Source organism: Alphaproteobacteria bacterium, assembly GCA_017302575.1.
In the GTDB taxonomy this organism is placed as follows: Bacteria; Pseudomonadota; Alphaproteobacteria; order Rickettsiales; family UBA3002; genus JAFLDD01.
Window position 1 is genome coordinate 1 of the sequence record JAFLDD010000001.1, and the last position, 11,187, is coordinate 11,187.

An 11,187-nucleotide genomic window follows, 5' to 3' on the forward strand; every position below is an offset into this window, starting at 1 on the left:
ATACTACATCGTCAATCCAGTGCAACCCGCCATAGCTCCTAAAACACTCTTTCACTTGATATTGCATCTTTTGCTTTGTCTCAGACGTTGCTCGATCATTTGCGATGGAAATATGCTCTTCAGGTGAGAACAACGTGTCGTCTGCAACGCAATTACACATATTGCGGCTCAGGTGTTCGTAATTTTCAAACATAAAAAGCTGCTTATCTGTTTTCTGTGATTTTTCAACGCTTAGCATGCATATTTCAACGTGTTGTTTGCCCTCTGCGGATGTTGGAGCAGTAGCAATCGGGATGGGTCGTCCCATATTACCCATCCATTGCATGCAGGCTTGGCGACGCTTTAGACCATAAACGTCAAGACCTTTTGGAATCTCATGTAAAAAAAACAAAGCAGCAACTTCGCTGGTTGTAAAATGGATGCCATCATAAATACATAGACAATATGAGAATGCGGCGGGTGCATCATCGGAAAGTGCTGTGTCGAATTGATGGTTGCGTTTTGCATCTTCGATGCAAGTCTGTTTCAGACTTAGTCGAATCTGATTTGTGGCCGCCGTGCTAATCAGATAATAGACAAGCAGGATTGCGGCGACTGAAATTAAAACATACAGGCGCTTGCGTGACATAAAGCTTTTTAGGTGAAATGGACGATTTTGTATAGTCTATCCGTGGATTTTTGCAAGCCTATGCTTGACCAAAGCCGTACATAATGGTGGGTTTTCGATCATAAACTCTACTAAAGAGGGCTACCTAGAGCCTATGCTACTTGGGTGCAATACCGAAATTTTTATTACAAATACTTATGGCATTGCCCATATTTGAGCCTGGACTAGTAGGTGCCTGATTCTTGGAAAGGGCAATAAAATCGTCTTTGCTTAGATTTACATTATTGGAGACACAGCGACAGAAATCGTCAGTTAAGTTATGCTTACGGCCCTCTGCGGTGTATTGCTTCGCTTTTTGCAGGCAGACTTTGTAATAGTCATCTTTGGCGAGCATTTGCATCTTGGCTAGTGCCGAAGGGCCCATTGTAGAATGGTTCAGCAGACTTTCTATCGCATTAGCAGGGGTAGCCGAGGCTGGGTGCGCAAAGCAGAGTGCGAGAACTGTTGTGATGGTGCGTGGGATCATAGTGGCTACTTTTTAGCAGGTTAAAACAAATGCGTACAGCTTGCAACTGCGCTTGACCAAAGCCGCACATAATGGTGTGTTACGGCCAACAAACGAGGTTCCCATGGCTGTTGCCCAGAAAATCAAAGAACAATCTCCTGTTATCACGAAAGAAATCATCGAATCGCATGGCATGACTCATGACGAATATGAACGCGTGGTGGATATTCTGGGGCGTGCGCCGAACTTGGTTGAACTCGGTATTTTCTCGGTGATGTGGAGCGAGCATTGCTCTTACAAAACCACACGTAAATGGCTTAAGACCTTTCCAACTACAGGCCCGCAGGTGATTTGCGGCCCTGGCGAGAACGCAGGAGTAGTCGATATTGGTGATGGGCAGGCGGTGATTTTCAAAATGGAATCGCATAACCACCCAAGCTTCATCGAACCCTTCCAAGGCGCAGCAACGGGTGTTGGCGGCATTTTGCGCGACGTGTTCACCATGGGTGCGCGCCCAATTGCGATGATGAATGCGCTACGTTTTGGTGATCCGCAGAATTCGAAAACGCGCCATATTGTCGATGGTGTGGTGGCGGGCATTTCGCATTACGGTAACTGTGTGGGCGTGCCGACGGTTGGCGGTGAAACGATTTTCCACAAATCCTATAATGGCAATCCGCTCGTCAATGCGATGTGTGTGGGCCTAGCTGATACGGATAAGATTTTTTATTCGACCGCTTCAGGCGTGGGCAACCCTGTTATCTACTTTGGTGCGAAAACGGGACGCGACGGTATTCACGGCGCGACCATGTCGAGCGCGGAATTCAATGAGGATACGGAAGAGATGCGCCCAACCGTGCAAGTGGGTGACCCGTTCGCCGAGAAGCTATTGATTGAAGCATGCCTTGAGTTGATGCAGACGGATGCGATTGTCTCGATTCAGGATATGGGTGCGGCGGGCCTTACCTGTTCATCACTTGAGATGGCGAGCAAAGGTGATTTGGGCATCGAGCTGAACCTCAATGATGTGCCAATGCGCGAAGAAGGCATGACGCCTTATGAGATTATGCTCAGCGAATCGCAAGAGCGTATGTTGATGGTGGTGAAGCCAGACAAGGTGGAAGTTGCCGAAGCGATTTTCAAGAAATGGGAAATTTCATACGGCACGATCGGTGTGCTGACCGACACGGGCCGTATGGTGCTGAAGATGGACGGTCAAACCGTGTGCGACATTCCCGTAGCTCCCTTGTCGGATGCTGCGCCAGTCTATGACAGACCGTACGTGATTACGCCGCAGCGACCAGCACTGGGCGAGGTGAGAGCCCCCGCCGATGTTGGCCAAGCATTGGCGCAACTGATGGCGTGCCCAGACATTGCGAGCAAGCGTTGGATCTGGCAGCAATATGATCACATGGTGATGAATGATACGATTGCGCGCCCAGGTGGTGATGCGGCGATTGTGCGTGTGCATGGTACGAAAAAAGCCATTGCGATTACGACGGATTGCACACCGCGCTATGTCTATGCCGACCCGTATGAAGGTGGCAAACAAGTCATTGCGGAAACATGGCGCAACCTGACAGCAGTGGGTGCAGAACCATTGGCGATTACGGATTGTTTGAATTTTGGTAACCCGCAAAAACCTGAAATCATGGGTCAGATTGTGGGTAGTATTCAAGGCATGGCGGAAGCGTGCCGTGCGCTTTCTTACCCTGTCGTTTCGGGCAATGTGTCGCTTTATAACGAGACGAACGGGCAGGGCGTATTACCGACGCCTGCGATTGGTGGTGTTGGCTTACTCAAGGATGCAAGCAAGCGCGTTGGTAGCGCTTTCAAGCATGTGGGTGACTCGATCTTGCTGATTGGTGAAACGAAGGGGCATATGGGCAGCTCGCTCTACCTGCGTGAGATTTTAGGTAGTGAAGAAGGCCCGCCACCACCAGTCGATTTAGCACAAGAAAAACGTATTGGTGATTTTGTGCGCGATCTCATTCGAGTGAATCTCCTTACGGCATGTCACGATTTGTCGGACGGTGGGTTGCTCGTTGCTATCGCAGAAATGTGCCTGCCAAACCGTATCGGCGCACAACTGAGATTCCCGAACAATCTTCCTGCGCATGTTTACGGCTTTGCCGAAGATCAGGCGCGCTATGTCGTTGCCGCGAACGCCGAGAAGAAAGACGCACTGCTACTGAAGCTTAATCAGGCAAAAATTCCATTCACTGATTTGGGTACAACAATTGCTGATTTGTTGATTGTAGAAGATGTGTTGCGTGCGCCTGTGCAGCATTTACATGATGTCAACGAAACATGGTTGCCAGGCTTTATGGCCGCCTAATGAATCGTGCGCTCGGCTGCTTCAAGGCGGCTGGTGATAGCGTCTTCAGCGTGTGAATCACGTGGTTTATCGACCTTCACGCGCGGGCCTTCTTCCAAAATATTTTGTACGCGCTGTGATGTCTTTGGTGTTTCATGCGTGTGGTGATTTGCGTCGTTCAAATGGCGCGCTACGATCTGTTCCATCTGTTGCTCGCGGCCTTCAATCGCGCGAATACGCTGATTATTATGCTCGTGATCGACCTGCTGTTTGTACTGCGCTACCGCCAGATCGCCGCCGGTCAGGAAATTGCCGACCGCAGTCAGCACTGTGTTAAGTGCAATGACCGGCCACGGAGAGATCATGCTCGTGGTCGTTGCGACGCCACCTGCAGGCACGGTATAAAGGAAGGAGCCAAATGCCTGCGCGAGACCTGCTCCCGAGAAACCAAATATGGAAATGCCGCTAAGACCAAGCAGGTAAATGCCGCCGAATAATACACCAGCGCCAATTGCGCCAAGTAGCAAGCCTTGCGGAATGCCTTTGAGCGCGCTACTGATAGCGCCACCCCACCAGACTTTTGAACGTGTTTGTTTATCTAATTCCATTCCATTATTTTAGAATGTTACATAGGTATTTGTGTGAAGATTGTGTGAAAATGCTTGCGTTAGGGACAATCTAAGTTATTAAAAATCAATAAGATAGGAAAAGCCCAATGCCCATGAGTGGTGAAGAAATTACCAAACGTATTCAAGCAGCGATTCCTGACGCGCAGATTGTGCTCGAAGATTTAGCGGGTGACAACGACCACTGGAAAGTGATGGTGACGAGCGCAGCATTCGCGGGCAAGTCACGCGTAGCGCAGCACCAAATGGTTTATGCGGCCTTTGGCAAAGATATGGGCACGACGCTTCATGCACTCGCTGTGGAAACAAAGGTTCGATAGTCCAGCGAACCATCTGCGTCGTCGCATCCACGTTTGCGAATCCTCATGTAGCGCGGCTACAATCGTCTCCTCAAGCGTGGCAAGTGCTCCTAGCATCTGGCTCACTAATCTATCGAATAGAATTTTGGGGCAAAAAAAATCGGCCTTTTTTAAGGGCCGATGAGTGTATGGCAAACCACGTATGAAACTGTTTAAGCGAATCGACCTGCGCTAATTTCTTCCTGCAACGCTGCAAATGTTCTTGCTGTTGGCGTTTGAATGCCGCCACCATCTCTGAAGGCAAATTTTGCAGTATTGCCTACCAGTGTACTTGCGCTAGGGTCAGTCAAATCTATTTGAGATTCAATTCCGTAACTAACCGCTGATAAGTATGCAGGCGGTAGCTCTGTATAGTTACTGCTTGTCGATGCCGCGCCCATTCCTAATCCTCTTATGTTTGCCGATGCGGTATTGTCTCCGCGTCATCAAGCAGAATAACAAAAGAGAGTTAACGGAAGGTTAACTTAGGCGGGCATTTTAAGGAGATTTTATGAATGCTTCCAGCTCGGCCTACTGGCCTCGCCATGAAGCGTGCTCAAGGCTGATTCGGCCTACTGGCCTCGCCATGAAGCGTGCTCAAGGCTGATTCGGCCTACTGGCCTCATATAACGGGTAGTTTAGGCGGCGAACTTTTTAAGGACGCTTTCGAATAAAATACGGCCGTCCGAGCCGCCAAGTTCGGGGTCGGCATGGCGCTCTGGGTGGGGCATGAGGCCCAATACGTTTTTCTTTTCGTTGGTAATACCCGCGATATTTTCAACCGCACCATTTGGATTACCTTCGTCACTAGGTTTGCCCGCCGCATCGACGTAACGCAGGGCGACTTGGCCGTTATCATTAAGGCGCTTTAAAGTGTCCGCATCGGCGAAGTAATTACCCTCGGCATGCGCCACTGGGAAGTTCACCACCTGACCTTTTTTGTAGCCCGAAAGGAACGCGGAATCATTTGACTCAACGCGCAAATTCGTATTGTGGCAATTAAATTTGAGATGGCGATTGCGCATCAGCGTGCCAGGAACCAAGCCCGTTTCGCACAACACCTGAAACCCATTGCAAATGCCGATGACGTGGCCGCCTTTAGTGGCGTAAGCAATGACCTCGCGCATGATAGGTGAGCGTGCCGCCATAGCGCCGCAACGCAGATAGTCGCCATACGAAAAACCACCTGGCAGGACTATGACATCCAGACCATCGGGTAGGGAAGAATCACCGTGCCAAACGTAAGAAGGATTGAGGCCAACATCACGCAGGGTGGTGTAGGCATCGCGATCGCAATTGGAACCAGGGAATACGACGACGGCGGATTTCATTATTCGGCAATCTCTACAGCGTATTTTTCAACGACGGTGTTGGCTAGTAGCTTTTCACACATTTGGCTGACCGCTTCCTGTGCTGATTTTTTGTCAGCGCCTTGCAGGTCTACCTCAATGTATTTACCAACGCGCACGCCCGCAACGCCCGAGAATCCAAGATGGTCGAGTGCGGTTTCGATCGCTTTTCCTTGAGGATCAAGCACGCCGTTTTTCAGCGTCACATGTACTTTTGCTTTCATGGCTTACTTCTTCTTAGGTTTAGCGGCAGGTTTTGCTTTGGCTTTCGCTTTGCCTGCGAACACATTGCTTTCAACCACGCTACCCGTTGGTAGGACACCTAAGCGGCGCGCTACTTCACGATAGGCTTCTTCAGTTTTGCCAAGGTCGCGACGGAAGCGGTCTTTATCCATCTTGTCGTTGGTGGTGATGTCCCACAAACGGCAGGTATCTGGCGAGATTTCGTCGGCCAGCATGACTTGCACCATTTCGCCATCATAGAAGCGACCAAACTCTAACTTGAGGTCGATAAGACGAATGCCAACACCGTAGAACAGGCCGCTCACAAAATCATTCACACGCAATGCATAGTGACGCACTTCGTCGATCTCTTCTGGCTCGGCGAGACCGAATGCATAAACGTGATCTTCGGCGATAAATGGATCGCCCAGACGGTCGTCCTTCAGGCAGAACTCAATGAGTGGTGAGCCAAGTGGTTCGCCCTCGATAGCGCCAAAGCGCTCAGCGAATGAACCAGCAGCGTAGTTGCGAACAATAATTTCTAGCGGGATGATATCGACCGCACGTACGAGTTGCTCACGCATATTTAGGCCGCGAATAAAGTGGGTAGGGATACCCATTTCATTCAGGCGTGACATGAGAAACTCGGAAACCTTATTATTGATGACGCCTTTGCCTTCAATCGTGCCGCGCTTCTTGTTGTTGAACGCGGTAGCGTCGTCTTTGAAATGTTGAATTAATGTGCCTGGCTCTGGCCCCTCAAAGAGTTTTTTGGCCTTGCCTTCGTAGATGGGTTGTTTGCTCATGGATCTATCGCGCTTGAGTTTTGTGGAAATACTACTATGTGCATAGGGCGATTTTTGATTCACGTCTAGTATTTAGAGGGATTTATGAGCACGTTCGATAACCGCGAGAAAAACTTTGAGAATAAATATGCCTTAGACGAAGAGTTAAAATTCAAAATCACCAACCGTCGCAATAAATTATTGGGGCTTTGGGCTGCTGAGCAACTGGGTAAGGCTGGTGATGCAGCAGAGGCCTATGCCAAAGAGGTGGTGATGAGCGATTTTGAGCTACCAGGCGATGCCGATGTGATACATAAGGTACTTAGCGATTTATCGGCGGCAGGAATTGGCCTGAAAGAGTCTGATATTGTTAATGAAATTGCCAAATTAGAACCTGTTGCACGCCAGCAAGTAATGGAAGGCAAATAAGTCACAGCGACCTACCATAGCTAGATTTACTATCCCCAAGAAGCTATACGTAGATATAACAATATGTGACGCAAAAAACACATATTGCTTAGTGGTTTAGAGAAATACACAGGGCAAACAAAATCTTGTTGCGGGCTTACCGGCATCTCTATATATAGTGTGTGTAGGGCAGTTGTTGCCCAAGAAATGAAAAAGGCACCAAGGTTGTTACACCTGATGCCTTTTACGTACGGAATTCGGCCCCCTCATTGCTGAGGCTTGCCGAAAACAGTTGCTTGCCGAGCGACTTGGGGCTTGAGAGTAATCTCAGGCCCTCTTTTTTGCTCGGGGATGTGGATAATAGTAAAATCCCGTTCAGAAATCCAGTGGATTATTTTGGGTACGAGGGAACCCTTCGTTCCCTCGTAACTCCCTCCGCCGCTTCGCGGCTCGCGCAACTGCGGCGCTACGCGTTTACTTGCTTTGTTCTATGGATTCGCCTACAGGCAGCGCATGCCCATTCACGCCATACTTGCTGCGATACTCGTTTCATTTTGTTGGGGTGCAAATTTCACCGCCAGCAAATTTGCGATGGAGTATTTCCCGCCATTTCTTACCATACTAATTCGCTTTGTTGGGCTGAGCATTTTGTTGCTGCCATTTATTGTGCGACAGAAGCTTCCGAACTTGAAAGACATGCTGATTCTTTCGTTGCTGTATATCACTGGCCACTTCGCGATGATTTTCTTCGCCATGTATTTAGGGCTTTCGGTGACGAGTGCGATTATTGCTACGCAGCTTGGTGTGCCGTTTAGCTCGATGTTGGCGGCAATTTTTTTCAAAGACTATCTTGGGCCGTGGCGAACGGCGGGTTTGGCGCTTGCATTTGCTGGGGTCGTTGTGGTCACAGGTGCACCAGATGTTCAAGATCATTCGCTCGCATTTGGTATCGGCCTTGTGGGTGCGTTGGGTTGGGCAGCGAGTAATATTCACATGAAGCGCATGGCGCCTGCGAGCGTGACGGCGACGCTTTTCTGGCCAGGTGTTTTTGCGATTCCACAAATGGCGATATTGTCGCTGCTGTTTGAAAGTGGGCAGGTGGCAGCGCTTGAAAATGCGGCGTGGACTGCGTGGGCAGGCGTGACATATAGCGCGCTCATGTCGTCGATTGTTGGGTACGGATTATGGACATGGTTGCTGGCGCGCTATGCGGTGAATCAGGTCGTGCCTTATTCGTTGCTCGTGCCTGTATTTGGTATTAGTTGCGGCATGGTGTTCTTTGGTGAAAGCATGACAATGGAGCTTGTCGTCGGTGCGCTATTGACGGTTGCGGGTGTTGCTATCATTACACTGAGAAGGCCAAAGTTGGCGGAGCTGGAACGGGTTTAGCACCTGCCAACAGCAGTGCGCGCACTCTCTAGCTTTACGTCTTCGCCTTTATCAATCAGCGCTTTCATTTCGGCTCTGTGCTCGGGTAGGCGGAGCACATCAAACGCATCCAACGGCCTCTCAGGCCGCTCTTGCAGTCCAAGCACTTCCTCGTCTTCTGGATCGCCAATGGCCTGTTCCTCGGAGCTTTGATGATAAATCCAGATCCTTTGTGCGTTCAGGTCTTCATTTTCAGGGTCTATCTCTCCACATCCAGGATAAAATAGGGCGTCATTTGTTTTTCCAACCGCCGTTCCTTTGTGATAAGCTAGATGCATGGCCGCAGAGATTTGGTTCAATGCGAATAACAATAACTCGCCAGTGGTATCTGAATAGTCCAGACCATATTTTTTGAGGAGCATTTGGATTGCATCTTCATCCGTCCTAATACTTACAGAGGAGGGGTGTTCTGCTTCATAGCCATGGAAACGTGCCAATTCGGCCATGTCGTCGTCAGAGTCTAATAGAATATCCAGCAATTCTTTTTTGAAATTCTTAAATGCTTGCTGTGTTTCAGGTGCTGAGCTGTAGGCTACAGCACCTGAAACTTGAGTTAATGGTGTTAGATTACCAGTCATATTGCTCTATGAGTAATCGATAATCGTTACGATACAGTTAAGATTGCTTGCAATCGAGTGAATATGGACTAAACCGCGCAAATGCGTACAGATTTTACCTCACCCAATCATGATTCCCGCCATGAGCAGCATATCGATATGCTGGTGATGCATTACACCGATATGCATACGTGCCTTGATGCGGTGAAGCGCTTGTGCGACCCTGCAGCAAAAGTCTCGGCGCATTATGTGATTTCGCGTGAAGGTGAGGTGTTTCGATTGGTCGAGGAGTCGGAGCGTGCGTGGCACGCTGGCGAAAGCCATTGGCGTGGCGTGAGTAATATCAATTCGCGTTCGATCGGCATCGAAATTTCCAACCCTGGCCACACGGAAGGTTATACGCCGTTTCCAAAGGTGCAGATGGATGCCGTGCTGAAATTGAGCCAAGAAATTCTAGCGCGGCACAGCATCCCCGCGCAAAACGTGGTGGGGCACTCGGACATTGCGTTCCTTCGCAAAATGGACCCGGGTGAGTTGTTTGACTGGAAATGGTTGGCACAAAACGGTGTTGGCATTTTCCCAGAGGATGTGAAGCCAATGGTGGGAATTGAGATGAAGCGCGGTGAGACGGGCACGCCCGTGATGCGCTTGCAGCAATCGCTCAATAACTGGGGTTATGGCCTGAAGACCGACGGCGAGTATGGCGAGAAGACGGAAAAATGCGTCATCGCGTTTCAGCGCCACTGGCGTCAAGACAAGGTCGATGGTGTGTGGGATGGTGAGTGTGCAAGCATATTAGCCGCACTGCATGGCGCTATCTGAATTTTGTTGCCTACGTCGTCGTTCATCGGTCTCGTCAGGCGTTCATGTAGCGCTGCTACGCTCAACCTTCCTCGCCTTGAACTCCTAGTATCCAATCAAAATTGAGATAGCGCTTTGTTATCCTGCGGCGTTCCATTCCCGCTATTCGAGATTCAGTAGTGAGCTGCGAAGCATTAAAAAACTCGCCAGATGGCCCGTAAGCCGGATTCTGTTGTCGATGACCATTCATCTAGGCGTATGATTGCTCATACGCTCAAGCAACCTACCCGCGCACGGCCGGGACAGCCTTGATGTGCGCCTATTTGGTCTTGCTCCCGGTGGGGTTTACCATGCCGTCACTGTTACCAGCAACGCGGTGCGCTCTTACCGCACCTTTTCACCCTTACCAACCGAAGTTGGCGGTTTGTTCTCTGTGGCACTTTCCCTAAGCTCACGCTCGGCGGGCGTTACCCGCCACCGTTTCCCTGGAGTCCGGACTTTCCTCGGGATTGATTGGGCCGCGTTAGAGGTTTAGCCTCGCTGCGACATACGATAACCCCGCGGTCATCCAGCCATCTGGCAAGAGGGGATATACGCTAAATGGCGGCGAAAATCCAGTAAATCCTCGAATGCTAAGCTTCAGGGCCGTATTATGGTGTTTCACGACGTGAAGCACCGCCGTAACCTTGTGTGCGCAACGCCTCTACAAACGGTTTCAACCCTAACTCATGAACGGCTTTTGTGGCGGCAGCATCTGTCAGTAATGGTGCGCTGATTCCTTGCCCATCGCGCACGCTTACACCGCTCGATAATGCGCCGACAATGGCGGCCAAGCCTTCATCGAGTTTCTCTAACGGGATATGTTTGATGGTCATAACATCGCCGTTAAAATCGAAACGATCGATGGGATGTTCGTGCTGCGCAAGCATGTTGGGGTCGTATTGAATGGCATTACTGTGACCTGTAATATTTCTCACTTTTGCTTCTAGTCTAGGCATTAATTCGTCCCAGCCTATACTGGGAACATCCGCCGCTAGGCGAATCTGGATCGATACATCGCCCTCTGAAGTCCTGTAAGCCGCAATCGAAATGATACCCGTTTTGCCCGCGTCGTTGGCGAACTGGGTGCGGCGTAATAGGGCGCTATCGGGGTAGATTGGCATTCGCTTAACCTACCCCAAAACCATGGCATTTTCGTGACAGTTCAGGGGGTTTTTCGCCAATTCATAAAAATCCCAATAAAC

14 protein-coding genes and 1 other RNA gene are annotated in these 11,187 nt (G+C 49.9%); 5 read left to right on the top strand and 10 right to left on the bottom strand.

What is annotated here, in order from left to right; genetic code table 11:
* On the bottom strand, nucleotides 1-628 hold a 628-nt coding region (locus J0M34_00005), incomplete at its 3' end, for a hypothetical protein (protein ID MBN8542631.1).
* 136 nt (nucleotides 629-764) lie between these two features.
* Nucleotides 765-1,133, bottom strand: a complete 369-nt coding sequence (locus tag J0M34_00010; GenBank protein ID MBN8542632.1) for a hypothetical protein — start codon at nucleotides 1,131-1,133, stop codon at nucleotides 765-767.
* A gap of 103 nt (nucleotides 1,134-1,236) precedes the next feature.
* Between J0M34_00010 and purL the strand changes: the two genes are divergently transcribed.
* A complete protein-coding gene (gene purL, locus J0M34_00015; protein MBN8542633.1) occupies nucleotides 1,237-3,450 on the top strand; it encodes a phosphoribosylformylglycinamidine synthase subunit PurL in 2,214 nt (737 codons plus the stop codon).
* On the opposite strand, the gene J0M34_00020 is transcribed toward purL, so the two are convergent.
* Nucleotides 3,447-4,037: a hypothetical protein gene (locus J0M34_00020; protein MBN8542634.1), complete on the bottom strand. Its 591-nt coding sequence runs from the start codon at nucleotides 4,035-4,037 to the stop codon at nucleotides 3,447-3,449. The genes purL and J0M34_00020 overlap by 4 nt on opposite strands.
* A gap of 107 nt (nucleotides 4,038-4,144) precedes the next feature.
* Here J0M34_00020 and J0M34_00025 point away from each other — a divergent pair, with 107 nt between their 5' ends.
* Entirely contained in the window at nucleotides 4,145-4,375 is a 231-nt protein-coding gene (locus tag J0M34_00025) for a BolA family transcriptional regulator (protein MBN8542635.1), read from the top strand.
* A gap of 191 nt (nucleotides 4,376-4,566) precedes the next feature.
* Here the strand turns inward: J0M34_00025 and J0M34_00030 are convergent, their stop codons facing one another.
* The 4 genes from J0M34_00030 to J0M34_00045 form a co-directional block, all read right to left on the bottom strand.
* Nucleotides 4,567-4,794, bottom strand: coding sequence for a hypothetical protein (locus tag J0M34_00030; GenBank protein MBN8542636.1), 228 nt, complete (start codon nucleotides 4,792-4,794; stop codon nucleotides 4,567-4,569).
* 237 nt (nucleotides 4,795-5,031) lie between these two features.
* Nucleotides 5,032-5,724: a phosphoribosylformylglycinamidine synthase subunit PurQ gene (gene purQ / locus J0M34_00035; protein ID MBN8542637.1), complete on the bottom strand. Its 693-nt coding sequence runs from the start codon at nucleotides 5,722-5,724 to the stop codon at nucleotides 5,032-5,034.
* On the bottom strand, nucleotides 5,724-5,966 hold the full coding sequence (purS, locus tag J0M34_00040) for a phosphoribosylformylglycinamidine synthase subunit PurS (GenBank protein MBN8542638.1): 243 nt from the start codon (nucleotides 5,964-5,966) through the stop codon (nucleotides 5,724-5,726). Before purS ends, purQ begins: the two co-directional genes overlap by 1 nt.
* Nucleotides 5,967-5,969: 3 nt before the next feature.
* The gene (locus J0M34_00045) at nucleotides 5,970-6,770 is read right to left on the bottom strand and encodes a phosphoribosylaminoimidazolesuccinocarboxamide synthase (protein MBN8542639.1); all 801 of its coding nucleotides are present in this window, start codon (nucleotides 6,768-6,770) and stop codon (nucleotides 5,970-5,972) included.
* Nucleotides 6,771-6,854: 84 nt separating this feature from the next.
* On the opposite strand from J0M34_00045, the gene J0M34_00050 reads away from it, so the two are divergent.
* Together J0M34_00050 and J0M34_00055 are read left to right on the top strand one after the other, a co-directional pair.
* Nucleotides 6,855-7,178, top strand: a complete 324-nt coding sequence (locus tag J0M34_00050) for a DUF1476 domain-containing protein (protein ID MBN8542640.1) — start codon at nucleotides 6,855-6,857, stop codon at nucleotides 7,176-7,178.
* A gap of 492 nt (nucleotides 7,179-7,670) precedes the next feature.
* Nucleotides 7,671-8,546, top strand: a complete 876-nt coding sequence (locus J0M34_00055; GenBank protein MBN8542641.1) for an EamA family transporter — start codon at nucleotides 7,671-7,673, stop codon at nucleotides 8,544-8,546.
* On the opposite strand, the gene J0M34_00060 is transcribed toward J0M34_00055, so the two are convergent.
* A complete protein-coding gene (locus J0M34_00060) occupies nucleotides 8,543-9,163 on the bottom strand; it encodes a hypothetical protein (protein ID MBN8542642.1) in 621 nt (206 codons plus the stop codon). The genes J0M34_00055 and J0M34_00060 overlap by 4 nt on opposite strands.
* Nucleotides 9,164-9,244: 81 nt before the next feature.
* On the opposite strand from J0M34_00060, the gene J0M34_00065 reads away from it, so the two are divergent.
* A complete protein-coding gene (locus J0M34_00065) occupies nucleotides 9,245-9,964 on the top strand; it encodes an N-acetylmuramoyl-L-alanine amidase (protein ID MBN8542643.1) in 720 nt (239 codons plus the stop codon).
* A 181-nt stretch (nucleotides 9,965-10,145) separates the two neighbouring features.
* Here J0M34_00065 and rnpB read toward each other — a convergent pair.
* Together rnpB and J0M34_00075 are read right to left on the bottom strand one after the other, a co-directional pair.
* An RNA gene (gene rnpB / locus J0M34_00070) (RNase P RNA component class A) lies at nucleotides 10,146-10,523 on the bottom strand.
* Nucleotides 10,524-10,593: 70 nt separating this feature from the next.
* Nucleotides 10,594-11,106, bottom strand: a complete 513-nt coding sequence (locus J0M34_00075) for a hypothetical protein (GenBank protein MBN8542644.1) — start codon at nucleotides 11,104-11,106, stop codon at nucleotides 10,594-10,596.
* Nucleotides 11,107-11,187 lie beyond the last annotated feature (81 nt).

What these genes read in the sequence shown, in the direction of transcription:
- J0M34_00010 (MBN8542632.1), bottom strand. Translation starts at nt 1,133, where the DNA reads ATGATCCCACGCACCATCACAACAGTTCTCGCACTCTGCTTTGCGCAC.
- purL (MBN8542633.1), top strand. Translation starts at nt 1,237, where the DNA reads ATGGCTGTTGCCCAGAAAATCAAAGAACAATCTCCTGTTATCACGAAA.
- J0M34_00020 (MBN8542634.1), bottom strand. Translation starts at nt 4,037, where the DNA reads ATGGAATTAGATAAACAAACACGTTCAAAAGTCTGGTGGGGTGGCGCT.
- J0M34_00025 (MBN8542635.1), top strand. Translation starts at nt 4,145, where the DNA reads ATGCCCATGAGTGGTGAAGAAATTACCAAACGTATTCAAGCAGCGATT.
- J0M34_00030 (MBN8542636.1), bottom strand. Translation starts at nt 4,794, where the DNA reads ATGGGCGCGGCATCGACAAGCAGTAACTATACAGAGCTACCGCCTGCA.
- purQ (MBN8542637.1), bottom strand. Translation starts at nt 5,724, where the DNA reads ATGAAATCCGCCGTCGTCGTATTCCCTGGTTCCAATTGCGATCGCGAT.
- purS (MBN8542638.1), bottom strand. Translation starts at nt 5,966, where the DNA reads ATGAAAGCAAAAGTACATGTGACGCTGAAAAACGGCGTGCTTGATCCT.
- J0M34_00045 (MBN8542639.1), bottom strand. Translation starts at nt 6,770, where the DNA reads ATGAGCAAACAACCCATCTACGAAGGCAAGGCCAAAAAACTCTTTGAG.
- J0M34_00050 (MBN8542640.1), top strand. Translation starts at nt 6,855, where the DNA reads ATGAGCACGTTCGATAACCGCGAGAAAAACTTTGAGAATAAATATGCC.
- J0M34_00055 (MBN8542641.1), top strand. Translation starts at nt 7,671, where the DNA reads ATGCCCATTCACGCCATACTTGCTGCGATACTCGTTTCATTTTGTTGG.
- J0M34_00060 (MBN8542642.1), bottom strand. Translation starts at nt 9,163, where the DNA reads ATGACTGGTAATCTAACACCATTAACTCAAGTTTCAGGTGCTGTAGCC.
- J0M34_00065 (MBN8542643.1), top strand. Translation starts at nt 9,245, where the DNA reads ATGCGTACAGATTTTACCTCACCCAATCATGATTCCCGCCATGAGCAG.
- J0M34_00075 (MBN8542644.1), bottom strand. Translation starts at nt 11,106, where the DNA reads ATGCCAATCTACCCCGATAGCGCCCTATTACGCCGCACCCAGTTCGCC.